25 protein-coding genes are annotated in these 23,202 nt (G+C 71.2%); 11 read left to right on the top strand and 14 right to left on the bottom strand.

Annotated features, from left to right (window positions below; translation table 11 throughout):
• Window positions 1-45: 45 nt before the first annotated feature.
• Both HLK59_RS31680 and HLK59_RS31675 read right to left on the bottom strand, forming a co-directional pair.
• On the bottom strand, window positions 46-768 hold the full coding sequence (locus tag HLK59_RS31680) for a winged helix-turn-helix domain-containing protein (RefSeq protein ID WP_171145002.1): 723 nt from the start codon (window positions 766-768) through the stop codon (window positions 46-48).
• A 34-nt stretch (window positions 769-802) separates the two neighbouring features.
• Window positions 803-1,444 (bottom strand): TetR/AcrR family transcriptional regulator, encoded by a 642-nt coding sequence (locus HLK59_RS31675; protein ID WP_171145001.1) that lies wholly within the window; start codon window positions 1,442-1,444, stop codon window positions 803-805.
• 90 nt (window positions 1,445-1,534) lie between these two features.
• On the opposite strand from HLK59_RS31675, the gene HLK59_RS31670 reads away from it, so the two are divergent.
• The 3 genes from HLK59_RS31670 (at window position 1,535) to HLK59_RS31660 (ending at window position 3,689) form a co-directional block, all read left to right on the top strand.
• Window positions 1,535-2,686 carry an acyl-CoA dehydrogenase family protein gene (locus HLK59_RS31670; RefSeq protein WP_171145007.1) on the top strand — a complete coding sequence of 384 codons (1,152 nt, stop codon included), beginning with the start codon at window positions 1,535-1,537 and terminating at the stop codon, window positions 2,684-2,686.
• A gap of 60 nt (window positions 2,687-2,746) precedes the next feature.
• Window positions 2,747-2,992, top strand: coding sequence for a YiaA/YiaB family inner membrane protein (locus HLK59_RS31665; protein WP_171145000.1), 246 nt, complete (start codon window positions 2,747-2,749; stop codon window positions 2,990-2,992).
• 70 nt (window positions 2,993-3,062) lie between these two features.
• Window positions 3,063-3,689, top strand: a complete 627-nt coding sequence (locus tag HLK59_RS31660) for a TetR/AcrR family transcriptional regulator (protein WP_171144999.1) — start codon at window positions 3,063-3,065, stop codon at window positions 3,687-3,689.
• A gap of 27 nt (window positions 3,690-3,716) precedes the next feature.
• Here the strand turns inward: HLK59_RS31660 and HLK59_RS31655 are convergent, their stop codons facing one another.
• Window positions 3,717-4,178 (bottom strand): MaoC family dehydratase, encoded by a 462-nt coding sequence (locus HLK59_RS31655; RefSeq protein ID WP_171144998.1) that lies wholly within the window; start codon window positions 4,176-4,178, stop codon window positions 3,717-3,719.
• A gap of 104 nt (window positions 4,179-4,282) precedes the next feature.
• On the opposite strand from HLK59_RS31655, the gene soxR reads away from it, so the two are divergent.
• A complete protein-coding gene (soxR, locus tag HLK59_RS31650; RefSeq protein WP_171144997.1) occupies window positions 4,283-4,771 on the top strand; it encodes a redox-sensitive transcriptional activator SoxR in 489 nt (162 codons plus the stop codon).
• A 111-nt stretch (window positions 4,772-4,882) separates the two neighbouring features.
• Here the strand turns inward: soxR and HLK59_RS31645 are convergent, their stop codons facing one another.
• Both HLK59_RS31645 and HLK59_RS31640 read right to left on the bottom strand, forming a co-directional pair.
• Window positions 4,883-5,614, bottom strand: coding sequence for a 3-keto-5-aminohexanoate cleavage protein (locus HLK59_RS31645; RefSeq protein WP_171144996.1), 732 nt, complete (start codon window positions 5,612-5,614; stop codon window positions 4,883-4,885).
• Window positions 5,615-5,752: 138 nt separating this feature from the next.
• Window positions 5,753-6,355, bottom strand: a complete 603-nt coding sequence (locus HLK59_RS31640) for a hypothetical protein (RefSeq protein WP_171144995.1) — start codon at window positions 6,353-6,355, stop codon at window positions 5,753-5,755.
• 223 nt (window positions 6,356-6,578) lie between these two features.
• On the opposite strand from HLK59_RS31640, the gene HLK59_RS31635 reads away from it, so the two are divergent.
• Window positions 6,579-9,374, top strand: a complete 2,796-nt coding sequence (locus HLK59_RS31635) for a penicillin acylase family protein (protein ID WP_171144994.1) — start codon at window positions 6,579-6,581, stop codon at window positions 9,372-9,374.
• Window positions 9,375-9,392: 18 nt separating this feature from the next.
• On the opposite strand, the gene HLK59_RS31630 is transcribed toward HLK59_RS31635, so the two are convergent.
• Window positions 9,393-10,709, bottom strand: coding sequence for a serine-threonine protein kinase (locus tag HLK59_RS31630; protein ID WP_171144993.1), 1,317 nt, complete (start codon window positions 10,707-10,709; stop codon window positions 9,393-9,395).
• A 95-nt stretch (window positions 10,710-10,804) separates the two neighbouring features.
• A complete protein-coding gene (locus HLK59_RS31625; RefSeq protein ID WP_171144992.1) occupies window positions 10,805-12,040 on the bottom strand; it encodes a DUF1343 domain-containing protein in 1,236 nt (411 codons plus the stop codon).
• 121 nt (window positions 12,041-12,161) lie between these two features.
• Between HLK59_RS31625 and HLK59_RS31620 the strand changes: the two genes are divergently transcribed.
• From HLK59_RS31620 to HLK59_RS31610, 3 genes are read left to right on the top strand one after another with little or no spacing between them, the layout of a single operon-like run.
• Window positions 12,162-12,935: an SDR family oxidoreductase gene (locus HLK59_RS31620; RefSeq protein ID WP_171144991.1), complete on the top strand. Its 774-nt coding sequence runs from the start codon at window positions 12,162-12,164 to the stop codon at window positions 12,933-12,935.
• A complete protein-coding gene (locus HLK59_RS31615) occupies window positions 12,932-14,599 on the top strand; it encodes an AMP-binding protein (protein WP_171144990.1) in 1,668 nt (555 codons plus the stop codon). Before HLK59_RS31620 ends, HLK59_RS31615 begins: the two co-directional genes overlap by 4 nt.
• A 26-nt stretch (window positions 14,600-14,625) precedes the next feature.
• Window positions 14,626-15,219, top strand: coding sequence for a TetR family transcriptional regulator (locus tag HLK59_RS31610; protein ID WP_171144989.1), 594 nt, complete (start codon window positions 14,626-14,628; stop codon window positions 15,217-15,219).
• Between the two features lie 7 nt (window positions 15,220-15,226).
• Here the strand turns inward: HLK59_RS31610 and HLK59_RS31605 are convergent, their stop codons facing one another.
• The 3 genes from HLK59_RS31605 to HLK59_RS31595 all read right to left on the bottom strand — a co-directional run bounded on the left by HLK59_RS31605 (window position 15,227) and on the right by HLK59_RS31595 (window position 17,924).
• Window positions 15,227-16,441: an acyl-CoA dehydrogenase family protein gene (locus HLK59_RS31605; RefSeq protein WP_171144988.1), complete on the bottom strand. Its 1,215-nt coding sequence runs from the start codon at window positions 16,439-16,441 to the stop codon at window positions 15,227-15,229.
• Window positions 16,442-16,447: 6 nt separating this feature from the next.
• The gene (locus HLK59_RS31600) at window positions 16,448-17,470 is read right to left on the bottom strand and encodes a phosphotransferase family protein (protein ID WP_171144987.1); all 1,023 of its coding nucleotides are present in this window, start codon (window positions 17,468-17,470) and stop codon (window positions 16,448-16,450) included.
• A 157-nt stretch (window positions 17,471-17,627) separates the two neighbouring features.
• A complete protein-coding gene (locus HLK59_RS31595) occupies window positions 17,628-17,924 on the bottom strand; it encodes a hypothetical protein (RefSeq protein WP_171144986.1) in 297 nt (98 codons plus the stop codon).
• Between the two features lie 112 nt (window positions 17,925-18,036).
• Here HLK59_RS31595 and HLK59_RS31590 point away from each other — a divergent pair, with 112 nt between their 5' ends.
• Window positions 18,037-18,999, top strand: a complete 963-nt coding sequence (locus HLK59_RS31590; protein WP_171144985.1) for an NADP-dependent oxidoreductase — start codon at window positions 18,037-18,039, stop codon at window positions 18,997-18,999.
• 25 nt (window positions 19,000-19,024) lie between these two features.
• Here HLK59_RS31590 and HLK59_RS31585 read toward each other — a convergent pair whose 3' ends face one another.
• Both HLK59_RS31585 and HLK59_RS31580 read right to left on the bottom strand, forming a co-directional pair.
• Complete coding sequence (locus HLK59_RS31585) at window positions 19,025-19,375, bottom strand: DUF202 domain-containing protein (RefSeq protein ID WP_171144984.1); 351 nt, start codon at window positions 19,373-19,375, stop codon at window positions 19,025-19,027.
• Window positions 19,372-19,764, bottom strand: a complete 393-nt coding sequence (locus tag HLK59_RS31580; RefSeq protein WP_171144983.1) for a DUF202 domain-containing protein — start codon at window positions 19,762-19,764, stop codon at window positions 19,372-19,374. The genes HLK59_RS31585 and HLK59_RS31580 overlap by 4 nt, the downstream gene beginning before the upstream one ends.
• Window positions 19,765-19,829: 65 nt before the next feature.
• Between HLK59_RS31580 and HLK59_RS31575 the strand changes: the two genes are divergently transcribed.
• Complete coding sequence (locus HLK59_RS31575; protein WP_171144982.1) at window positions 19,830-20,525, top strand: hypothetical protein; 696 nt, start codon at window positions 19,830-19,832, stop codon at window positions 20,523-20,525.
• On the opposite strand, the gene HLK59_RS31570 is transcribed toward HLK59_RS31575, so the two are convergent.
• Window positions 20,500-21,015 carry an NUDIX domain-containing protein gene (locus HLK59_RS31570; protein WP_171144981.1) on the bottom strand — a complete coding sequence of 172 codons (516 nt, stop codon included), beginning with the start codon at window positions 21,013-21,015 and terminating at the stop codon, window positions 20,500-20,502. The genes HLK59_RS31575 and HLK59_RS31570 overlap by 26 nt on opposite strands.
• 52 nt (window positions 21,016-21,067) lie before the next feature.
• Window positions 21,068-21,964 (bottom strand): DMT family transporter, encoded by an 897-nt coding sequence (locus HLK59_RS31565; RefSeq protein ID WP_171144980.1) that lies wholly within the window; start codon window positions 21,962-21,964, stop codon window positions 21,068-21,070.
• Window positions 21,965-22,322: 358 nt separating this feature from the next.
• Between HLK59_RS31565 and HLK59_RS31560 the strand changes: the two genes are divergently transcribed.
• A partial coding sequence (locus HLK59_RS31560) for a hypothetical protein (RefSeq protein ID WP_171144979.1) occupies window positions 22,323-23,202 on the top strand: 880 nt, incomplete at its 3' end.

Below are 23,202 nucleotides of genomic sequence, written 5' to 3'. Positions count from 1 at the left end.
GGACGCCGTGTGTCTGCGGGTCCGCTGTGGCTGGTCGCGCATGGGTCAACGCAACGCTGTTGACGAGACGCCCAGCAGCTCGGCCAGTGCCTTCTCGCCTGCCTCCGTCACCTTCACCGCACGCTCGGAGCCGATCCGTACACACCAACCCGCGTCCAGCGCGTGTCGGCAGAACGCCGCCCCCGCGACCCCTGCGAGATGAGGCCGCCGTTCTGTCCAGTCGAGGCACGCTCGTGCCAACGGCCGCCGACCCTTGCGATCGAGAGGGATGCCCACCGAGCCGAACCACCGCAGCCCCGCTTCCGTGAGCGCGAACCCGGTCTCCTCGCACAGCAGTTGACGCGTCGTCATCGCATCCGTCACCGCGATCCCGAGCCGCCCCGCCAGATGGTCGTAACAGGTTCGCCCTCGCGCCATCGCCGACCCCGCACTCGACTCCCGCAGGTTCCGCGGCCCTACGACGGAACCCGGTGCCACATGGGAGGCGAGCTCCTCGACGAGCTGAGCCACCCGCGCGTCCGCGAGCCGCACGTACCGATGCCGCCCCTGCCGTTCCTCGGTCAGCAGCCCGCCGGTCACCAGCTTGCCCAGGTGCTCGCTCAGGGTCGACGCGGCGACCCCCGCGTGCCGCGCCAGCTCACTCGCGGTCCAGGCCCGCCCGTCGAGCAGCGCCAGCAGGCAGGAGGCCCGGGTCTCGTCGGCGACGAGCGAGGCCAGCCGGGCCAGCTGGGTGGCCCGAGGATCTCTGGAGGTCATGCCTTCCAGCATGGGCCCCGGACGGTTCGGCGCCCACCGAAGCGTGCTACGCCGTCCGCCGGACCTGCTCGTACTGCTGGACCAGTCCGTCGAGCAGTGCCGTGAGCCCGGTCTCGAAGGCCCGTTCGTCGATCTTCTCCTGCTGCTCGGCCAGCAGATGGGCCTGCCCGAGATGCGGATAGTCGGCGGGGTCGTACGCGCTCTGGTCGTCGACGAAACCCCCGGCGAACGACCCGAGAGCGGACCCCATGATGAAGTACCGCATCAGCGCACCGATCGACGTGGCCTGCGCGGGCGGCCAGCCGGCGTCGACCATCGCGCCGTACACCGCGTCCGCGAGCCGCAGTCCGGCGGGCCGGCGCCCGGGCCCCTGGGCCAGCACCGGGACGATGTTCGGGTGGTCCCGCAGGGCGGCCCGATAGGACACGGCCCAGTCGTGCAGGGACGTCCGCCACTCCCGTCCGTCCTCGAACATCGACAGGTCGACCTGCGAACTGACCGAGTCGGCGACCGCTTCCAGGATCTCGTCCTTGGTGCGGAAGTGGTTGTAGAGCGAGGGCCCGCTGACTCCCAGCTCCGCGGCGAGCCGGCGCGTGGAGACGGCCGCGAGGCCCTCGGCGTCCACGAGCGCGCGTGCCGTCTCGACGATCCGGTCGGTGCTGAGGAGGGGCTTGCGCGGTCGGGCCATGGCGCACATAGTAGGGCTGCACATAGAAACTAGCAGTGCTAATTTAAATGTACGACATTCAAGATCTGCTACTCGTGAGGTGATCTCGTGGTGAACCTGGGGCTCAGCGAGGAGCAGGAGGCCGTACGGCGACTCGCCCGGGACTTCGTGGACCGCGAGATCGCCCCGCACGTCATCGCCTGGGACCGCGCCGAGGAGATCGACCGCTCGATCGTGAAGAAGCTCGGCGAGGTCGGTTTCCTGGGCCTGACGATCGACGAGGAGTACGGCGGCTCGGGCGGCGACCACCTGGCGTACTGCCTGGTGACGGAGGAGCTGGGCCGCGGCGACTCCTCGGTCCGCGGCATCGTGTCGGTCTCCCTCGGCCTGGTCGCCAAGACGATCGCGGCCTGGGGGAGCGAGGACCACAAGCGCCGGTGGCTGCCCGGCCTCACCTCCGGCGAGCAGCTCGGCTGCTTCGGCCTCACGGAACCCGGCACCGGCTCCGACGCGGGCAACCTCACCACCCGGGCCGTACGCGAGGGCGACGACTACGTCATCAACGGCACGAAGATGTTCATCACCAACGGCACCTGGGCGGACGTCGTCCTCCTCTTCGCCCGCTCCACGGACGCCCCCGGCCACAAGGGCGTCTCCGCCTTCCTGGTCCCCACCGACAGCCCCGGACTGACCCGCCGCACCCTCCACGGCAAACTCGGCCTGCGCGGCCAGGCGACCGCCGAACTGGTCCTGGAGGGCGTACGGGTCCCCGCGAGCGCGATGCTCGCCCCCGAGGGCAAGGGCTTCTCGGTCGCCATGTCGGCGCTCGCCAAGGGCCGGATGTCGGTCGCCGCGGGCTGTGTGGGCATAGCCCAGGCGGCCCTCGACGTGGCGGTGAAGTACGCGGGCGAACGCGGGCAGTTCGGCAGGACGATCGCCCACCACCAGCTGGTCCAGGAACTGCTCAGCGACATAGCCGTAGACGTGGACGCGGCCCGCCTCCTCACCTGGCGGGTCGCCGACCTGATCGACCGCGGCGAGCCCTTCGCCACGGAATCCTCCAAGGCCAAGCTCTTCGCCTCGGAAGCGGCGGTCCGGGCCGCGAACAACGCCCTCCAGGTCTTCGGCGGCTACGGCTACATCGACGAGTACCCGGCGGGCAAACTGCTCCGCGACGCCCGGGTGATGACCCTCTACGAGGGCACCAGCCAGATCCAGAAACTGCTCATCGGCCGCGCGCTCACCGGAGTCTCGGCCTTCTGAGTACGGGACCTGAGTACCTCGACGGATGTGGCCCGCCCCGCGCCCGCCCACACTCGACCCATGAGTGACACATCGGGCAAGCCCCAGAACACCGCCGCCTTCTACGGCCAGGCGGTCGCCTCCTTCGCCGTCGCCATGGCCGCCACGGCGATCGGCATCTTCAAGCTCGACGCCGACACCTGGGTGCGGGCCTTCCTCGCGATCGCCGTGCTGTACCTGGTCACCTCCGCCTTCACCCTGGCCAAGGTCATCCGGGACCGGCAGGACGCCCAGACCCGCGCGTACAGCCCGTTCGAAAAGCTCTGAGCGGCCAGGCTAAGCGCTCGCTCACCTTCGGCGGTATGGTGGTGCCTCTGTCAGTGGAGAGGGGCAAGCGATGGGTACGGCGGAGGAGACGACCGACGGCGAGACGTCGGCGTGGGGCGAGGTCACGCCCGACGCGGCACGGAGGCTGCTCGTCGCCGCGGTGGAGGCCTTCGCCGAGCGCGGGTACCACGCCACGACGACCCGGGACATCGCGGGCCGCGCCGGCATGAGCCCGGCGGCCCTCTACATCCACTACAAGACCAAGGAAGAACTCCTGCACCGCATCAGCAGGATCGGGCACGCGAAGGCCCTGGAGATCCTGCGAACGGCATCCCGCCGCGAAGGCACGGCCACGGAACGCCTCGCGGACGCGGTCAGCTCCTTCGTCCGCTGGCACGCGGGCGGCCGCACCACGGCCCGGGTCGTCCAGTACGAACTGGACTCCCTCGGCCCGGACGCCCGCGCCGAGATCCTCGCCCTGCGCCGCCAGTGCGACGCCGAGGTGCGCGGCATCATCGAGGACGGCGTGGCCTCCGGCGAGTTCGACGTCCTGGACGTCAAGGGCACGACCCTCGCCGTCCTCTCCCTCTGTATCGACGTGGCCCGCTGGTTCACCGTCGACGGCCCGATGACGCCCGACGAGGTCGGCGCGCTCTACGCCGACCTCGTGCTGCGGATGGTGGGCGTCGGCAAGTAGCGGACCCCACGGGTGGCGCGGACCGTCCTACAGGTAGTACCGGGACACGGACTCCGCGACGCACACGGGCTTGTCGCCGCCCTCGCGCTCCACGCTGAAGGCGACGGTGACCTGGACGCCCCCCGCGACATCGTCGACCCCGCTGATCACCGCGGTGGCCCGCAGTCGCGAGCCGACCGGCACGGGGGAGGGGAACCGCACCTTGTTGGTGCCGTAGTTGACGCCCATCTTCACGTTCTCGACCTTGATCAGCTGCGGCCCGAACAGCGGCAGCAGGGAGAGGGTCAGATACCCGTGCGCGATGGTGGTCCCGAACGGCCCGGCGGCGGCCTTCTCGGGGTCGACGTGAATCCACTGATGATCACCGGTGGCGTCGGCGAAGAGATCGATCCGCTTCTGGTCGATCTCCAGCCACTCGGTGTACCCCAGCTGCTCACCCACCGCGGCCTTCAGCTCGTCGGCCCCTGCGAACACCCTCGGCTCTGCCATGTCCAGTCTCCTCGTCCAAGAACTAAGCGACTGCTTAGCATGGTCGGCCGTGCGGCCCCCTGTCAACGGACCACGGGGGTCCCCGCTTGGGTAGGGTCCGAGGGGTGCCCCAGATTCCCGAGAAGATCCATGAACTCACGGTCGGCCAGCTCGCCGCCCGCAGCGGCGCGGCCGTCTCCGCCCTGCACTTCTACGAGTCCAAGGGCTTGATCACCAGCCGCCGCACCACCGGCAACCAACGCCGCTACCACCGCGACGCCCTCCGCCGGGTCGCCTTCGTCCGGGCGGCCCAACGCGTGGGCATCCCCCTCGCCACGATCCGCGAGGCCCTGGCCGAACTCCCCGAGGAACGCACCCCCACCCGAGAGGACTGGGCCCGTCTCTCCGAGGCCTGGCGCTCCGAGCTGGACGAACGCATCAAACAACTCAACCGCCTCCGGGACCACCTCACCGACTGCATCGGCTGCGGCTGCCTCTCCCTGGACACCTGCGTCCTGTCCAACCCGGACGACGCCTTCGGTCAACGCCAGTCTGGCTCAAGACTGATGGTGGAACGACGCGAGACGCCCGCACCCCAGGAGAACTGCTGCTGACGACAGCAAGGGACGCACCACGGATGCGGCCCCAGCCGGGACGGACACCCCCCGGTGCGGCCCCGACCCCCAACGATCCGCACTGCGCGACGCGCACCCCCACGACCATACCTACGACGACGATCGCCGGGCCCACCCGTACTGAACCAACCCCGCAGCCACCAACTGGGCGTTGGAGGAGGCGGGTTCCCCGTTCGGCAGGACCAGTGTGTCCTCCAGCCCGATCCGCGTCGCGAGCCGCAGACGGCCGGCCAGTCGCAGCACCGGCCACGCACTACCGTCCTCGCCGTGCAGCAGCACCGGGCGGCCGTGCGCGGCCCCCACCTCGGCCAACAGCGCACGCGCCGTGTCCTGGGCGGTGTCCGGCGACACGTCGGTCACCTCGGCCAGCACCCTCAGCACCCGGGGTCCGAGCGGCGACACGGCGAACCGGGAGGCCGCGTCCGTCCCGGACCAGATGCCGGCCTCGACCCCCACACCCCGCTCGATGAGCACGGCCGCCAGCTCCTCCGCCCCCGGCTCATGCCAGTTGACGGAGGCGTGATCGGGAAGCACGGTCCAGTCCCGCACCCGCTCCAGCCGCCGCGCGGGATCCGGTTCCGCCCACGCGCCCGTGGTCACCCCGACCGGCACCGCCACCCGCGCCCGTATGGCGTCGAGGGTCGCCGCGAGCACCCGGGGCGACAAGGTGTCGTCACCGCAGGGGGACTTGGGATGAACGTGGATGTCCGTGGCCCCGGCCGCGACAGCCGCGGCCGCGGACTCGGCCATGGCCTCCGGCGACAGCGGCACCACCGCACCGTCGGCGGCCCCTCGGGACCCGTTGAGACACGCCTGAACCATGCCTCGATGGTGCGACAGAAGCCCTCCGCAGCACAAAGCCACTCGAATCCGGAGCGCAAAGCCGCTCGAAGCCGCAGCGCGGAGCCGCTCAAAGAGGGGGTGCGGCATCCCCGGCGCACCCCCGGTCGCTCCACTCGCTCAGGCGGACATCAGCAGCCGTCCACGCCGGGACGCCGCGAGGGCCTCGGGCGTCAGCACCGGACGCGGCACCACGACCCCGCAGTCCGTGCACACCGGGCCCGAGGAGGGTTCGTGGGCCAGGTCGTACATCCAGGTCAGCCGCTCTCCACCGCACACCGGGCACACCGAGCCCGGTTCACGCTCCAACGCGGAGATCAGCCTGCGCAGCACCTCGGCCAGCGGTTCACGGGGGTGGAGTCGCGGGTCGTCGCACCACGCGACGCCGAAACCGCCCCAGGTCAGCCGGTGCCAGTCGTCGACACTGCCCGGCCTGCGCAGCCCGTCGTGCTTCTCCTTCTTGCGCCGCTCGGCGAACTCGACCTCATAGGCCAGCCAGACCGAACGCGCCTCTTCCAACTCGTCCAACGCGGCCACGAGCCGCGCCGGGTCGGGGGACCGGTCCTCAGGGCCGAATCCGGCCCGGGAGCTCAGATGGTCCCAGGTCGCCCTGTGCCCGTAGGGGGCAAAACGCTCCAGGCACTTACGCAACGAGTAGCGTCGCAGCGCCAGATCGCACCGCGGATCTCGCACCTGTCTCGCCAGACTCCGGAAACCGGCCATCGCCCTGCACCTCCGTCACACCTGCACCTGTACTTCGGTCACTTCGGCGTCGTCGCTTCGGACGTCGCCGAATAGACGTATCGACACGCGATTCGGCTCCATCCGATTTCCGATGCCTCCCATCAGCCTCCGGACCGGCTACCAAAACTTGACGCATGTTCATCTTCGATCCCGGGGATACCGGCGGTAACGTCCGACTCAACTCCCGTCGGTAGGAGCTGCCATGCCCCGGCGCACCTCACGCACCGCACTCGACAGACTGAGAACTCCCGGCAGAGTCAGCGGGTTCCTGAAGACCGCATCCGTATGCGCCCTGATTACCGGGCTTTTGTCCCCCCTTGGCCAAACGGCCACCGCGGCCGAGACGGCCGTCGAAGCGACCGCCGCCAACGACTACTGCGGCAGTCAGTGCTCCGACATCCTGCCGCCCGGCCAGAACGGCAACGCCACCCTCGCCCAGATCCTCCTCAACCAGGCCTTCGGCACCCAGCCCGAGCACGCCGAGGACCAGCTCGGCCCCTACGCCAACCTGGCCAAGGGCTACCCGTCGCTCACCAACGCCACGATCAACAACTTCTTCAACGACGCCTCCTTCGGCGTCCCGTCCGATCAAGTCGCCTCCACTCTCAGTCCCGGCGGCCGCAGCGATGTGACGATCGTCCGTGACAAGAAGACGGGCGTTCCGCACATCACCGGTACCACCAGATACGGCACTGAGTACGGAGCGGGCTATGCGGCGGCTCAGGACCGGCTGTGGCTCATGGACGTCTTCCGTCACGTCGGCCGCGGCCAGCTGACCACCTTCGCCGGTGGCGACCCCTCCAACCAGGGCCTTGAGCAGCAGTTCTGGCGCAACGCCCCCTACACCGAGGCCGATCTCCAGGCCCAGATCGACAGCGCGGCCGCCAACGCGGGCGCCCGCGGCCAGCAGGCCCTCGCCGACGTCAACGCCTACGTCGCCGGCATCAACGCCTACATCGACGCCTCCGACAGCGGCCGCTACTTCCCCGGCGAGTACGTCCTGACCGGCCACAAGGACTCCGTCACCAACGCCGGCACCATCGAGCACTTCAAGCCCACCGACCTGGTCGCACTGGCCTCGGTGATCGGCGCGCTGTTCGGTTCCGGAGGCGGCGGCGAGGTCAACAACGCGCTCTCGCTGCTCGCCGCGCAGGAGCAGTACGGCGTCACGGAGGGCACGAAGGTCTGGGAGTCCTTCCGCGAGCGCAACGACCCCGAGGCCGTCGTCACCGTCCACGACAAGAGCTTCCCGTACGCCACCAAGCCCGCCGACCCGCAGGGCACGGCACTGCCCGACGCCGGCACGGTGACCACCGAGCCGCTGGTCTACGACCCCACGGGCACCGGCGCGAGCCAGAGCGCCACCGCGGCCTCCGCGGCGGCGACCACGACCGCTCTCAGCTCGGCCAAGCGCGGTATGTCCAACGCCCTCGTGGTGAGCGGGGCGCACACCGCCAGCGGCCACCCGGTCGCCGTGTTCGGCCCGCAGACCGGCTACTTCGCACCCCAGCTGCTCATGCTCCAGGAGATCCAGGGCCCGGGCCTCAGCGCCCGCGGTGCCTCCTTCGCGGGCCTGAGCATGTACGTCGAACTCGGCCGCGGCCAGGACTACGCGTGGAGCGCCACGACCTCCGGCCAGGACATCATCGACACCTACGCCGTCGAACTGTGCCAGGACGACTACCACTACCTGTACCACGGCACCTGCACGGCGATGGAGAAGATCGAGCAGAAGAACTCCTGGGCCCCGACCACCGCCGACGACACCGCCGCAGGCTCGTACACGATGCGGGTCTGGCGCACGAAATACGGCCCCGTCGAGTACCGGGCGACCGTCGGCGGCAAGAAGGTCGCCTACACCACCCTGCGCTCGTCGTTCATGCGCGAGGCCGACTCGATCATCGGCTTCCAGATGCTGAACGACCCGGACTACGTGAAGAGCCCGGAGACCTTCCAGAGCGCGGTGCAGCACATCAACTACACCTTCAACTGGTTCTACGCCGACTCCACGCACACCGCGTACTACAACAGCGGCGACAACCCGGTGCGCGCCACCGGCGTCGACGCCGACTTCCCGGTGTGGGCGCAGTCGGCGTACGAGTGGCAGGGCTGGAACCCGACGACGAACGCGGCCACCTACACGCCCGCCTCGGCCCACCCCAACTCCATCGACCAGGACTACTACATCTCCTGGAACAACAAACAGGCCGCCGACTACTCGACCGCGCCCTGGGGCGACGGCTCGGTGCACCGCGGCAACCTGCTGGAGGACCGGGTGAAGAAGCTGGTCACCGCGGGCGGCGTGACCCGGGCCGCGCTGGTGAAGGCGATGGCCGACGCGGCCCTGGCCGACCTGCGCGCCGAGGACGTACTGCCGGACCTGCTCAAGGTGGTCAACAGCAGTACGGTCACCGACTCCACGGCCGCGGCCGCGGTGAGCAAGCTCCAGACCTGGCTCACGGCGGGCGGCAAGCGCACGGAGACGTCGGCGGGTTCGAAGGCGTACGCCAACGCCGACGCGATCCGCATCCTCGACGCGTGGTGGCCGCTGCTGGTGAAGGCCGAGTTCGAACCGGGCCTCGGCACCGGCCTGTACACGGCCATCACCGACAACCTGCCCATCGACGAGGCCCCGTCCGCCGCGCACGGTCCGACCGGCGCGCACGCGGGCAGCTCCTTCCAGTACGGCTGGTGGTCCTACGTCGACAAGGACATCCGCGCGGTGCTCGGTGAGACGGTGCAGGGTCCGCTGGCGCAGAAGTACTGCGGCGGCGGCAGCCTCAGCGCCTGCCGGGACATCCTGATCAGCACCCTGAAGACGGCGGCCGGCAAGACCGCGGCCCAGGTCTATCCCGGCGACGACCTGTGCGCGGCGGGCAACCAGTGGTGCGCCGACTCGATCGTCCAGCGCACCCTGGGCGGCATCAAGCACTACAACATCAGCTGGCAGAACCGGCCGACCTACCAGCAGGTCGTGGAGTTCACCTCACACCGGTGACCTGACAGCGGCGGCGGGTCACTTGACGCGGCCCGCCGCCAGCACCACCCGCGCCAGCTCCCGGTGCACGATGTCGCTGTGCGCCCCGGCCGGCGCCCCGCCACGCCTGACCACCTCGGCCGCGTCGATGTTGACGCACCCCGAGGTGGGCAGCGTCGTCCGCAGCGCGTCGGCGAGCTTCCACGCGCGCGTGCCCGGCACCGCCTGCACCCCGTCGAAGCCCATCGCGCCCCACTTGGCGCCCAGCATCCGCCCGACGTCGGCGCCGACGGCGCCCTGCGCGTCCCCGGCCATCCGGGAGGCCAGCGGATACATCGTGCTCAGCGCGGAGTCGTGGCGGGAGAAGCAGCACACCAGAGGACCGTCGATCCGGTTCTGCTGGCCCTGCAACACGCCACCCGCGCGCGTGTCGTGCGGCAGCCGGGACGCGAACGCGTAGTGGGAGAAGGCTCCTTGGAGCAGGGTCACGGACTTCACCGTGTGCACCCCCTCGGGCAGCCCGCGTAGCGCGAACGACACCAGACGCCCGCCGAAGCTGTGCCCGACCAGATGCACCCGCACCGTGGGCGCCTTCGCGGCGAGCTGCCCGATCACCCGCCCCAGACCGCGCTCGCCGACGGTTCCGGCGCGCCGCTTCATGGCGTAGTACGTGGCCTGCCGCAGCAGTTCATGGGCGCCGTCCCAGGGATTGGGGATCGTGAACCCCGCCGTCCCGTCCGTCGATTCGAGCTGTGCCAGCGCCTGCGCGAAGTCCTCGCAGACCGCGGAGACGGGCCCGGAGAACATGTCCGGCTCGCTCTGCGGCACCCCCTCCGCCAGGGTGTCCGCTCCGAACAGGGCCTGCGGCCCCGGCGGCACCAGCTCGACCAGCATCCGCACCAGCCGGCCGAACTCCTCCAACTCGGCCTCCTCGCGCGGCTGCTGCTCCAGCAGCCGGGCGATCTGATCGACGACGGTGGCCCGGCCGGGGAACGTCTCCAGGAGCGCGTGCCGGGTGTCCTTGTCCAGCGCCGGGCGCCGGGCGGACTCGGCGGCCACGGATCGCGGGAAGTCCGGGATCGGCTCGTCGGAGAACCGCATCGACGGCCACACCACCCCCACGAACCCCAGGTGGGCGTTGGGGACGAGGGCCGGGATCGGCTCGAAGAAGCGGCTGTAGAGCCGGGTCGCGCCGGAGCGGTCGCTGTTCCAGCCGTGCGCGAAGACGATCAGATCCCGGACCTTGCGCTCCGCCACACCGGCGATGAGCCGTTCCCGCCGCCTCCCGTCCGGATCGCCGTCCGCGTCGAAGGTCAGCTCCCAGTACGGACTCACGCTCATCGCCGGATCCGCCATGACAGTCCCCTTGTCCCCCGTAGTGGTGCGATGCGGTCGCATCGTCCTACTAGGGGGCGAAGTTGGCCATACTCAACGGCTCAACCGTCAGGGGCTCATCTGTACAGGAGGTACTCCCTACGGGTCGCCCGGAACGCCGCCAGCTCCTCCTGCCAGCCCGCGACGACCTCGTCGGGACCGGCCCCCGCGTCGATCGCGGTACGCACCTGGGTGGAGCCGGTGAGCTTGTCGATCCAGTTGTCGGACCGCCAGGCGAAGCCGCTCCACACCCGCTTCGCGGTCACCAGCAGGGCGATCCCGGTGCGCACGGGGTCGTACGCCGCCCGGTCGTGCACATGGATCTGCACCCCGCCGATGGTCCTGCCCTGGAACTTGGAGAAGGTGGGCGCGAAGTACGCCTCCCTGAAGTGCACGCCCGGCAGCGCGAGTTCCCCCACGGCGGCGGCCCAGCGTCCGTCGACGCCCTCCGCGCCGAGCAGTTCGAAGGGCCGGGTGGTGCCGCGCCCCTCCGACAGGTTCGTGCCCTCGAAGAGACACGTCCCCGAGTACACCAACGCGGTGTCCGGGGTCGGCATGTTGGGGCTCGGCGGCACCCAGGGCAGCCCGGACGCGTCGAAGAACTCCGACCGCCTCCACCCGGTCATGAGGACGGTCTCCAGGGCCACCGGCGCGGTGAGGAACTCCCCGTTGAACAGCCGCGCCAGCTCCGCGACGGTCATGCCGTGCGCCTGCGAGACGGGCTGCCGCCCCACGAAGGTGGCGAACTCCCTGTGCAGCACGGGGCCCTGGGCGGAGCGCCCGGTGACCGGGTTCGGCCGGTCCAGCACCACGAACCGCTTGCCCGCCAGCTGGGCCGCCTCCATGCAGTCGTACAGCGTCCAGATGTACGTGTAGAAGCGCGCGCCCACGTCCTGGATGTCGAAGACGACGGTGTCGACGCCGGAGGCGGTGAAGATGTCGGCCAGCGGCCGGCCGCTCTTGAGGTACGTGTCGTAGACGGGCAGTCCGGTCGCCGGATCGTCGTAGCGGCCCTCGGAGCCGCCGGCCTGGGCGGTGCCCCGGAAGCCGTGCTCGGGGCCGAAGACGGCGATCAGGTCGACCCGTGGGTCGCCGTGCATGACGTCGACGATGTGGCGCGCGTCCCGGGTGATGCCGGTGGGGTTGGTGACGATGCCGACGCGCCGGCCTTCGAGGAGTGCGTAGCCGTCGGTGGCCAGACGTTCGAAGCCGGTCCGCAGACGGCGGGGGGTCGCGGAGGCGGCGGGTGCGGCGGCGGAGAGTGCGGTAGCTGCCGTGGTCGCTGCGAGGAGAGCTCGTCTGGAGAGGCGCATGGGGGGCACGGTATTGCTCCCGCAGGCCGTGGGGAACGACCTCGACGACCTCACCCCTTCCTTGATACATACCGACTGGTTAGTCTGGTCATCGCCGCAGAGCCGCAGTCGAAGGAGACCGATGGTGGAAGCCGTTCAGGGTGCCGGTGTCGTCGTCACGGGGGCCGGAGGAGGGATCGGGGCAGCCCTTGCCCGGCGGTTCGCCGCCGAAGGGGCCCGCGTCGTCGTCAACGACCTGGACGGCGACCGCGCCAAGGCCGTCGCCGAGGAGATCGGAGGCATCGCCGTGCCCGGCGATGCCTCCTCGGTCGTCGGCGAGGCCCGGGACGCGCTCGGCGGCACCGTCGACGTCTACTGCGCCAACGCCGGCGTCGCCTTCGGCGGGCCCGACGTGGCCGACCTCGCCGACGCCAGGGCCTGGGACCTGTCCTGGGACGTCAACGTCATGGCACACGTGCGTGCCGCTCACGAACTGCTCCCCGCCTGGCTGGAGCGGGGCGACGGCCGGTTCGTGTCCACCGTGTCCGCCGCCGGGCTGCTCACCATGATCGGGGCCGCGCCCTACAGCGTCACCAAGCACGGGGCGTACGCCTTCGCCGAGTACCTCTCCCTGACCTACCGGCACCGGGGGCTCAAGGTCCACGCGATCTGTCCGCAGGGCGTCCGCACCGACATGCTGGACGCCACCGGCAGCGCGGGCGACCTGGTGCTCAAACCGACCGCCGTGGAACCGGACGACGTCGCCGAGGCGCTCTTCAAGGGCATCGCCGAGGACCGCTTCCTGATCCTGCCGCACCCCGAGGTCGCCGAGTACTACCAGGCCCGGGCCGCCGACCCCGACCGCTGGCTGGGCAGCATGAACCACCTCCAGCGGAAGTGGGAGGAGACCAGGTGAGCGAGTCCCGGTACGCCGCCCAGCCCTGGGTCGCCCTGCTGAACGAGGCCCAACGCGCTCCCATCACGCCCGACGACTCCCTCGTGCACGCCCTGCGCAGGGTCGTCGCCGAGGCCCCGGACCGCGCTTTCCTCACCTACTTCGACGGCCGCCTCACCTACCGCGAGGTCGACGAGCTGAGCGACTCCGTCGCCGGACACCTCGCCGCCCGCGGCCTGGAGCGCGGCGACCGGGTGGCGATCCTGCTCCAGAACTCCCCGCACTTCGTGCTCGCCCTGCTGGGCGCGTGGAAGGCCGGCGCGATCGTCGTGCCCGTCAACCCCATGTACAAGTCGGGCGAGGTCGCCCACGTCCTGCGGGACGGCGAGGTGGCCGCGCTGATCTGCTCCGACCGGGCCTGGGAGTCGTATCTGCGCGAGACGGCGGCCGACTCGCCGGTGCGGATCGTGCTGACCGGCTGCGAGCTGGACTTCCAGACGCGCGACGACGCGCGCGTGCTGGCCTTCGAGCGGCTGCCCCATGCCGCCGACGCCGACGACCTGGCCGACGTGGCCCGCGCGGGCCACCAGGCGCCCGAGGGCCGTGAGCCGGCCCCGTCCGACATCGCGCTCATCAGCTACACCTCGGGCACCAGCGGCGCTCCCAAGGGCGCCACCAACACGCACGGCAACATCATGTGCAACGCCGAACGGCAGCGCACGGGCCTGGCGCTGCCGGACGCGCCGGTCTACTACGCTCTCGCGCCGCTGTTCCACATCACCGGCATGGTGTGCGAGCTGGGAGCCTGTCTCAACAGCGCGGGCACGCTGGTGCTGACGTACCGCTTCGAGACGGGTGTCGTGCTGGAGGCGTTCGCCGAGCACCGGCCGCACTACACCGTCGGCCCGTCCACCGCCTTCATGGCGCTGGCCGCCCACCCGGACGTCACCCCGGACCACTTCTCGTCCTTCGTGAACATCTCCTCCGGCGGCGCGCCCGTGCCGCCCGCCCTGGTGGAGAAGTTCCGGGCGGGCTTCGGACCGTACATCCGCAACGGCTACGGGCTCACCGAGTGCACCGCCCCCTGCGCCTCCGTACCGCCCCAGCTGGAGGCGCCCGTCGACCCGGTGTCCGGGACGCTGGCCGTGGGCCTGCCGGGGCCCCAGACGGTCGTACGGATCGTCGACGACCGGGGCGCCGAGGTGCCCTTCGGCGAGCAGGGCGAGATCCTCGTGCGCGGCCCGCAGGTCGTACCCGGGTACTGGCGGCGCCCCGAGGCCACCGCCGAGACCTTCCCCGACGGCGAACTGCGCACCGGCGACATCGGCTTCATGGACGAGCGGGGCTGGCTCTACGTCGTCGACCGCAAGAAGGACATGATCAACGCGTCCGGCTTCAAGGTGTGGCCGCGCGAGGTCGAGGACGTGCTGTACACCCATCCGGCGGTGCGCGAGGCGGCCGTGGTCGGGGTGCCCGACGGGTACCGCGGGGAGACCGTGAAGGCGTACATCAGCCTGCGTCCGGGCGCCGACACGGACCCGGATGAACTCGCGGTGTACTGCAAGGAGAGACTGGCCGCCTACAAATACCCGAGGCAGGTGGAGATCCTGCCGGACCTGCCGAAGACGGCGAGTGGGAAGATCCTCCGGCGGGAACTGCGTTCCCGCAGGCACGACGAGCAGTAGCGAACGGAAAAGCAGGAGGCGGCACAGTGCCCAGGACGACCGACGGAGACGGTACGCCCGTCCCGCAGCGGCTGCTGGCCGCCGCCACCCGGCTCTTCGCGGAGCGGGGCTACGACCGGACCTCCGTGCAGGAGATCGTCGAGGCGGCCGGCGTCACCAAGGGGGCGCTGTACCACTACTTCGGCTCCAAGGACGACCTCCTGCACGAGGTGTACGCGCGCGTGCTGCGCGTCCAGCAGGAGCGCCTCGACGCGTTCGCGAACGCGGACGAGCCCATCGAGAAGCGGCTCAGGGGCGCGGCGGCGGACGTCGTCGTCACCACCATCGAGAACCTCGACGACGCCTCGATCTTCTTCCGCTCCATGCACCACCTGAGCCCGGAGAAGAACAAGCAGGTGCGCGCCGAGCGCCGGCGCTACCACGAACAGTTCCGCGCGCTCGTCGAGGAGGGCCAGGAGGCCGGAGTCTTCTCCAGGGCGACCCCGGCCGACCTGGTGGTGGACTACCACTTCGGATCGGTCCACCACCTGTCCACCTGGTACCGCCCCGACGGCCCGATGGGCCCCCAGGAGGTCGCCGACCATCTGGCCGACCTCCTCCTGCGGGCCCTGCGCCCCTAGAAGCCCGTCACAGGTACTTCTTCAGCTCCCGCCGCGCCAGCGACCGCTGGTGCACCTCGTCCGGCCCGTCGGCGATCATCAGCGTCCGGGCGCCGGCGTACAGCTCGGCCAGCGGGAAGTCCTGGCTGACGCCACCCGCGCCGTGCAGCTGGATCGCCCGGTCGATGATGTCGACCACCGCGCGCGGCGTGGCGATCTTGATGGACTGGATCTCCGTGTGGGCGCCCCGGTTGCCGACGGTGTCCATCAGCCAGGCCGTCTTCAGCACGAGGAGCCGCAGCTGCTCCACGGTCACGCGCGCGTCGGCGATCCAGTTGTGCACCACGCCCTGCTGGGCCAGCGCCTTGCCGAAGGCCGTACGGGACACCGCCCGGCGGCACATCAGCTCGATCGCCCGCTCCGCCATGCCGATCAGCCGCATGCAGTGGTGGATCCGGCCCGGACCGAGGCGGGCCTGGGCGATGGCGAAGCCGCCGCCCTCCTCGCCGATCAGGTTCGACGCCGGCACACGCGCGTGGTCGAAGACCACCTCGGCGTGGCCGCCGTGGGAGTGGTCCTCGTAGCCGAAGACCCGCATGGCCCGCTTGACCGTCACGCCAGGGGTGTCGCGGGGGACCAGCACCATGGACTGCTGACGGCGGAGGTCGTCCCCGTCCGGGTCCGTCTTGCCCATCACGATGAAGATCTTGCAGTCCGGGTTCATCGCCCCGGAGATGTACCACTTGCGGCCGGTGACGACGTATTCGTCGCCGTCCTTCTCGATGTACGTGGTGATGTTGGTGGCGTCCGAGGAGGCCACCTCCGGCTCGGTCATCGCGAACGCCGAGCGGATCTCCCCGGCGAGCAGCGGCTGGAGCCACTGCTTCTTCTGCCGCTCGTCCCCGAACTGGGTGAGCACCTCCATGTTGCCGGTGTCCGGCGCCGCGCAGTTCAGCGCGGTGGGCGCCAGCTGCGGGGAGCGGCCGGTGATCTCGGCGAGCGGGGCGTACTGGAGGTTGGTCAGCCCGGCGCCGTACTCGGAGTCGGGCAGGAAGAGGTTCCACAGACCCTGCCTGCGCGCCTCGGCCTTCAGCTCCTCCACCACGGCCGGGGTGTCCCACGGGGACGCCAGCGCGGCCCGCTGCTCCTCCGCGACCGCCTCGGCCGGGTAGACGTACTCGTCCATGAAGGCGAGCAGCTTGGCACGCAGTTCCTCGGTGCGCGCGTCGAACGCGAAGTCCATGGCGGGTCAGCCTTCCTGAAGGGTCGTGAGGCCGTGCTGGATGAAGACGGGGACCAGGTCGCCGATGCGGTCGAAGCCGTGGCCGACCGTCTGGCCCAGGGTGTAGCGGTAGTGGATGCCCTCCAGGATCACGGCGAGCTTGAACCAGGCGAACGCCGTGTACCAGGAGACCGTGGAGACATCGCGCCCCGACCGGGCCGCGTACCGCTCGATCAGCTCGGCCGGATCCGGGTGCCCGGGCGCCTCGGCGGTGGTGGAGACGGGGGAGTCGGGCATGCCCAGCGGCAGGCTGTACATCACGAGGAGACCGAGGTCGGTGAGCGGGTCGCCGAGGGTCGACATCTCCCAGTCGAGGATCGCCTTGATGCGGTCGTCGTCCCCGATCAGCACGTTGTCGAGCCGGTAGTCGCCGTGGATCACGGTCGCGTCGGGGGACGTCGGCAGCTGCCGGCCGAGCGCCGCGTGCAGCTCGTCGATGCCGGCCAGCTCGCGGTTGCGGGAGGCGTCCAGCTGCTTGCCCCAGCGGCGCAGCTGCCGGTCCAGAAAGCCCTCGGGGCGGCCGAAGTCCGCGAGGCCCACCTCGGCGGGGTCCACGGCGTGCAGCTCGACGAGGGTGTCCACGAGGGACAGCACCGCGTCACGCGTGCGTGCCGGGCCGAGCGGGAGCAGCTGGTCGGCGGTGCGGTACGGGGTGCCCTCGACGAACTCCATGACGTAGAAGGGCGCCCCGAGCACCTTCTCGTCCTCGCACAGCAGCACGGTGTGCGGCACCGGCACGTTCGTCGGGTGCAGCGCGCTGATCACCCGGTGCTCGCGCTTCATGTCGTGCGCGGTGGCCAGCACATGGCCGAGCGGAGGCCGTCGTACGACCCACTTCGACGTGCCGTCGGAGAGCGCGTAGGTGAGGTTCGACCGTCCGCCCTCGATCAGGCGGCCGGTCAGGGGGCCGTGGACCAGTCCGGGCCGCTCGCGCTCCAGCAGGCCGCGCAGCCGGTCGAGGTCGAGTCCGGGCGGATGGTCGGGGCTCATGCATCGCTCCTACGGGCAGGTGAACGCTTCCCGCATCATGATGCCGACCGGTCGGTATGCCGTCCAGTGCGGAGGGCGAACGTGACCTGGGCCACCCTAGGCCGACAGCTCCCCGCGTGGTGCGACGGGGAGCTGTCGGGGGTGGTTCTCGGTCAGGTCAGTGGTCGTCCCAGTGGCCGTCGTGCTTGGCGTGCCGGTGGCCGTCGTGGAGATAGTCGACGTGGTCGCCGTGCAGCACGCTCTCGTGGCCGCAGGCGTCCCCGTGCGTGTGCTCGTGACCGTCGTGGGTGGTGTGCCCGCCCGGCTCGCACTCGTCCCAGTGGCCACCGTGCTCGCGGTGCAGATGCCCGCCGTGCGCGTAGTCGACGTGGTCCCCGTGCGGCACCTCGGTGTGTCCGCAGTCGGGCCCGTGCACATGCGCGTGGGAGGTGTGTTCCTGGTGGAGGGTGGTCATGCTGCTCACCTTCGGAGACGTTGCCGATGCCGTCGGACAGGCTGCCACGCGAACGCCGCATATCCGGGCATCCCGCTTGCGTGGCGTCCGTGTACCCCGGAGGGTCGGTGCCATGAAGGGCATCAGCTACTCACGCTACGGCGGACCCGAGGTCCTCGCATACGGGGACGTGCGCGACCCCAAGGTCGGGGTCGACGCGGTGCTGGTCAAGGTCCGCGCCGCGGCGGTCAACCCGGTCGACTGGCACGCGCGCGAGGGGCACCTCGACCGGATCCTGGACCCCGTCTTCCCGGTGGTACCCGGCTGGGACGTCTCCGGGGTCGTGGTCGGACTGGGCGTGTCCGTCACGGAGTTCGCGGTGGGCGACGAGGTCATCGGATACGTCCGTGAGGACTTCCTCTCCCGGGGCACCTTCGCCGAGTACGTGGCCGCCCCCGTGCGCACCCTCGCCCGCAAGCCCCGCAACCTCACCTTCGAGGAGGCGGCCGGTCTGCCGCTGGTGGGGCTCACCGCCTACCAGGTCCTGGTGAAGGCACTCCAGGTCAGACGCGGCGAGACGGTCCTGGTGCACGCGGCGGCGGGCGGTGTGGGCTCCGTCGCCGTGCAGCTGGCCCGTCATCTAGGCGCCCGGGTCATCGGTACGGCGAGCAAGGGCAACCACGACTTCGTCCGCGGCCTCGGCGGTGAGCCCGTCGAGTACGGCGAGGGCCTGGCCGAACGGGTGCGCGGGCTGGCCCCCGAGGGCGTGGACGCGGCGTTCGACACGATCGGCGGCGAGACCCTGGCGGTCTCGGCGAACCTGGTGGCGCCCGAGGGCCGCCTGGTGTCCATCGCGGACGGCGAGGTCGTCGGCTACGGCGGCCGCTACTACTGGGTGCGCCCGGACGCCGAGGACCTCCGGCGCCTGTCCGAACTGGCGGAACAGGGCGTGGTGTCGGTGCATGTGTCGCGGACGTTCCCGCTGGAGCAGGCGGCACAGGCGCAGCGGCTGAGCCAGGAGGGGCGCACCCGGGGGAAGATCGTGGTGACGGTGGACTGGGAGGCCGAGGGCGAGGGCGAGGCGCAGGTGGGCTAGCGGGGCAGGGGTGGGCCGACGAGGGCTAGAACACCAGCGCGGCCCCGCACACGGCCATCGCCACGGTGCACAGGACCGCCGCCGTGGCATGGCGCGGGGCGATCGCGGCGGGGCTCGCGTCGGCGGCGAGGGCGCGGATACGGCGGTGTGCGAGCAGCAGGAAGCCCAGCCAGAGGACGCAGGCCAGCGCGCAGGCGACGACCCCGGAGGCGGACGGGCCGCCGTGCAGCGCGGTCTTCACGGCGAGTACGGCGGAGACGGTGCCGGAGAGGGTCGTACGACGCCACGCGAGGCGGGTGCGCTCGGGCTGGAGTCCGGGGTCCCGTTCCTCGGTGGCCGAGGTGGCCGAGGTGTCCGAGGTGTCCGGCGGGCTCACCCCTCCCACCCGACGAGCACGACGAACACCATCGCGACGGCGACGACCGCCACGACGATGCTCAGCACCGCCGGGAACCGGGACACCGGCAGATCCTCCCCCCGCCGCATCGCCCGCTCGCACCGCGTCCAGTGATTGACCGCGCGCAACGAGCACAGCACGCCGGCCCCGAGCAGCGCGAGCGCCAGCCCGACCCGCCATCCCCACCGCAGGTCCGGCAGGAACTGGTCCACCGCGAACCCGCCGCCGATGAGCGCGAGCGCGGTCCGCAGCCAGGCCAGAAAGGTGCGCTCATTGGCGAGCGAGAACCGGTAGTCGGGCGTCCTGCCGTCCTCCCGGATCTCCTCGGGCGCGAACCAGAGACGGACGTTCTGTACAAAATCGATCACGCCCTGGACCCTACCGGGCCGTCCGCGAGGGGGCGTTGTCAGTGCCGCCCGCTACGGTTCGAGGCATGGATCTTCCCTCGTCGCTGACCGGATACGCGATGCCCGGACACGGCATCGCACCGGCCGAGCACCTGCTCGGGCTGCCCGGTTTCTGGCCCGCGTACTTCGGACCCGTATGGCACGGGTTGGCGAACGAGCCCGAGCCCTTCGGCGCGGACGCGGCCGACGTGGACGCGGCGGCCGAGGCACTGTACGAGGCGACGGAGACCTGGCCGGCGTTCCGGATCCCCCTGCACGGCGGGCGCCTGCTGTGGGTCGTGCACCGGAACTTCCCCGACGACGCCGGCACCGACTATCTCCTCACGCGTCCCGACCACCCCCGGGAGACGCTCGTCGCCGCGATCGAGGGACACCAGAGCGGGCCCGGGTTCTCCTGGCCCGACCTGGTCTCCGTCGCCGATTCGGTACCGCCGGACGCCGAGGGAGTGTGCGACCCCGATCAGCGGCTGCTCCTGCTGCTCCCGGCGTTCGGCGACGCGAACGTGCCGGAGGGCGAGGGCGTGGCGCGCATATCCCGTGCGCTCACCACGGTCGGGGTGTCAGGGGAAGCGGCGTACGCCATGGCGGACCGGTTCCTGGACCACCCTCTGTGGCCCGCGCCCAGCTGGCCGGGACCGGACACCAGCCCGCTGAGCGGCGGCGGTGACCCCGGCAGGTCCGTCCCCCTGGGCCTGCTCAGCTCCCCTTCCGGTACCGCCTGAGCCGCTCGTACGCGTCCAGCCCGTCCGGCACCCACTCCCACTCCGCGAGCCGCCGCTCCACCTCCTCCTCCGGCAGGAAGTCGTGCCAGGCGACCTCCTCGACCTGAGGGCTCACCGGCAGCTCGCAGCGGACCTCGTACACCGCCGACCACCAGGTCTGCCCGGCGCCGTCGTCGTACAGGAACTTGAAGAGGAACTCGGGGGACGGGAGGCCGGAGACACCCAGTTCCTCCTCCGCCTCCCTCAGCGCAGCGTCGTCGTAGGTCTCGCCCGCGCCGACCACTCCACCGACCCACATGTCGTACAGGGAGGGGAAGACCAGCTTGGTGGGGGTGCGGCGGTGCACGAAGAGACGGCCTGCGGCGTCCCGCACCTGGATGAAGGCGCAGCGGTGGCGCAGCCCCTGGGCGTACGCGGCACCGCGCGGGGACTGTCCGATGACCTGGTCGTTCTCGTCGACGATGTCGAGGATCTCGTCAGCAGAGCTCATGGGCCCATCCAAGCAGGGTGTCCCGTCCCGGCCGGCCCGCACCCCGAGAGGATCAGTTCGGCTGGAGATCCCGGGCCCGCACCGGCCGCTCCACCGCGCCGCACGGCATGGCCGGATGCAGTCCCAGCAGCACGATCCCGACCACGACCGCGGCCAGCCCCGCCGCCTCCCACGCGAGCGCCCCCGCGTCGGTGCGCAGCCGGTCGCCCAGGAAGCCCACGCCGCAGATGATCCCGGCGAGCGGCTGGGCGGCGGTGAGGGCGGGCAGCGACATGCGCAGGGAGGCCGTCTCGAAGGCGCTCTGGACCAGCACCAGGCCGGTCACGCCGAGCGCGAGCACCGCGTACGGCTGCCAGCCGGTGAGGACGTGCACGAGGCCGCCCTCGGCGAACCGCTCGCCGCTCACCCGCGTCAGCGCGTCCTGCACGCCGTACAGCAGCCCCGCCGCGACCGCGAGCAGCGCGGGTCCCGCGACCAGCCGGGACCGCTTCGCGTACGTCGTCAGCAGCAGCGCGAGACCGATCATCGCGCCGATGATCAGCCAGTGCCGGAACGGGTCCGCGACCGCCGTGCCGCCGCGCGGTTCGCCCGCCACGATGAACGCCGTCACGCCGCCCGCCAGGAGCAGCAGGCCCGCCCAGCCCTGGCGGCCCAGTGACTGCTTGGTCTGGTGACGGGAGAGGGCCATCGCGAACAGCAGGTTCGTCGCCAGCAGCGGCTCCACCAGGGAGATCTCGCCCTGGCCCAGTGCGATCGCGCCGAGGACCATGCCGGCCACCATCAGGGCGATACCGCCGAGCCAGCGAGGCACCTTGACCAGGTCCAGGAGCAGCCGGGGCGAGAGGAAGTCGTTCAGGGGTGCCCGCTGAGCCGCGTTCTGCTGGAGGACGAAACCGAAGCCCAGGCAGCAGGCCGCGCTCACGGCGAGAACCAGAACAACAACCGACACGCTGCGTACCTCGATCACTGGCCGGGCTGCGGGGGCGGGTCAGGGGCCGACTGTAGCGCCCTTGGGACCGGCTTGCTCCCCGGAGTACCCGGAACCGGGCGGTTGACTCGGTCGCCCCGTACGACCTTCCCGCCATGGTGCGGGGGCGGGGCGCAGGGCGCCATGGCGTACGCCACACGAAGTGCTCGGCCGCCTGCCCCTCTTGATCACAACTGCCCCTCCAGTCACGACAGTTGAACCGTGTAACACCCGTCTCGGCCTTGACGGGAAGCCTTGGCTGCGGGTTTGCTGTCCGTGACCATCTGCCCACGCAAGCGAACTACGACGTAGAGCAACGTCGCGTGAGGAAGTCTGCGCGGTGTCTCCACCCCCACCACCACTGGGCCGCAGCCGAAGACGCGCGGCCCAGGCCTTCGACGCCGCCCTCGACGACGCCGAACTCGTCACCGCCCGCGCCGCTCTGGCCCAGGGCCGCTGGCAGGCCGCCCGCTCGCTGATCGCCCAGTCCGGTGACGACTGGGACCTGCGCGGCCACCGGGTGACGGTCCTCGCCCTGGAGCCCTACAGCGCCGCCTGGACCCGCGACTGGCTGCTCGCCGAACCCGAGTCCGCCGACGCCTCCGTACTGCTCGCCCTCGCCCAGGTCCAGCGCGCCCTGCGCGGCAAGGAGAAGCCGGACCGCGCGGGCGAGGCCTGCCGGACCGCCGCCGAGCGCGCCCCCGCCGACCCCACCCCCTGGCTCGGCCTGCTCATGCTGGAGCAGGGCACCACCGGGACCGGGAACGCCATGCGGATCTTCGAGGAGGTCCGCCGCCGCTACGCCGACCACCACCACGCCCACCATCTGATGGTCGCCCGGCTCGCCGAGCACCGCGCCGACACCGGCCCGGACCCGCTGCACGAGGTCTACGACTTCGCCAACTGGGCCGCCGAACAGGCCCCCGCCGACTCCCCGCTCGCGATCCTGCCGGTCATCGCGCACGCCGAGCGCTACCGCGTCCTCGCCACCGCGGGCCACGAACCCCCCGACCCGGCCGCCTCGGGCCACTGGGTCGGCCGCCGGGCCCGCCAGGTGATGAAGGCCGCCTTCGACTGGTGGCTGGAGTGGGAGCACGAGGGCCACCCGCGCCGCCTCGTCGACCTCAACTTCCTCGCCCACGCCAAGGTCTGCGAGGGCCGGGGCGCCGAAGCCGCCGCCCTGTTCCACCCCCTGGGCGGGCCCCGGGCCCCTCTACCCA

The organism is Streptomyces sp. S3(2020) (assembly GCF_013044505.1).
Taxonomy (GTDB): domain Bacteria; phylum Actinomycetota; class Actinomycetes; order Streptomycetales; family Streptomycetaceae; genus Streptomyces.
The sequence above is the reverse complement of the archived record's forward strand: the minus strand, read 5'-3'. Positions and strand labels throughout refer to the sequence as shown.

Bases quoted from the DNA above. Each gene is read 5' to 3' on its own strand.
- HLK59_RS31600 (WP_171144987.1), bottom strand. From the start codon at position 17,470: ATGAGCCCCGACCATCCGCCCGGACTCGACCTCGACCGGCTGCGCGGC.
- HLK59_RS31570 (WP_171144981.1), bottom strand. From the start codon at position 21,015: ATGAGCTCTGCTGACGAGATCCTCGACATCGTCGACGAGAACGACCAG.
- HLK59_RS31665 (WP_171145000.1), top strand. From the start codon at position 2,747: ATGAGTGACACATCGGGCAAGCCCCAGAACACCGCCGCCTTCTACGGC.
- HLK59_RS31590 (WP_171144985.1), top strand. From the start codon at position 18,037: ATGAAGGGCATCAGCTACTCACGCTACGGCGGACCCGAGGTCCTCGCA.
- HLK59_RS31660 (WP_171144999.1), top strand. From the start codon at position 3,063: ATGGGTACGGCGGAGGAGACGACCGACGGCGAGACGTCGGCGTGGGGC.
- HLK59_RS31640 (WP_171144995.1), bottom strand. From the start codon at position 6,355: ATGGCCGGTTTCCGGAGTCTGGCGAGACAGGTGCGAGATCCGCGGTGC.
- HLK59_RS31630 (WP_171144993.1), bottom strand. From the start codon at position 10,709: ATGGCGGATCCGGCGATGAGCGTGAGTCCGTACTGGGAGCTGACCTTC.
- HLK59_RS31675 (WP_171145001.1), bottom strand. From the start codon at position 1,444: ATGGCCCGACCGCGCAAGCCCCTCCTCAGCACCGACCGGATCGTCGAG.
- HLK59_RS31620 (WP_171144991.1), top strand. From the start codon at position 12,162: ATGGTGGAAGCCGTTCAGGGTGCCGGTGTCGTCGTCACGGGGGCCGGA.
- HLK59_RS31575 (WP_171144982.1), top strand. From the start codon at position 19,830: ATGGATCTTCCCTCGTCGCTGACCGGATACGCGATGCCCGGACACGGC.
- HLK59_RS31605 (WP_171144988.1), bottom strand. From the start codon at position 16,441: ATGGACTTCGCGTTCGACGCGCGCACCGAGGAACTGCGTGCCAAGCTG.
- HLK59_RS31625 (WP_171144992.1), bottom strand. From the start codon at position 12,040: ATGCGCCTCTCCAGACGAGCTCTCCTCGCAGCGACCACGGCAGCTACC.
- HLK59_RS31655 (WP_171144998.1), bottom strand. From the start codon at position 4,178: ATGGCAGAGCCGAGGGTGTTCGCAGGGGCCGACGAGCTGAAGGCCGCG.
- HLK59_RS31595 (WP_171144986.1), bottom strand. From the start codon at position 17,924: ATGACCACCCTCCACCAGGAACACACCTCCCACGCGCATGTGCACGGG.
- HLK59_RS31680 (WP_171145002.1), bottom strand. From the start codon at position 768: ATGCTGGAAGGCATGACCTCCAGAGATCCTCGGGCCACCCAGCTGGCC.
- HLK59_RS31635 (WP_171144994.1), top strand. From the start codon at position 6,579: ATGCCCCGGCGCACCTCACGCACCGCACTCGACAGACTGAGAACTCCC.
- HLK59_RS31645 (WP_171144996.1), bottom strand. From the start codon at position 5,614: ATGGTTCAGGCGTGTCTCAACGGGTCCCGAGGGGCCGCCGACGGTGCG.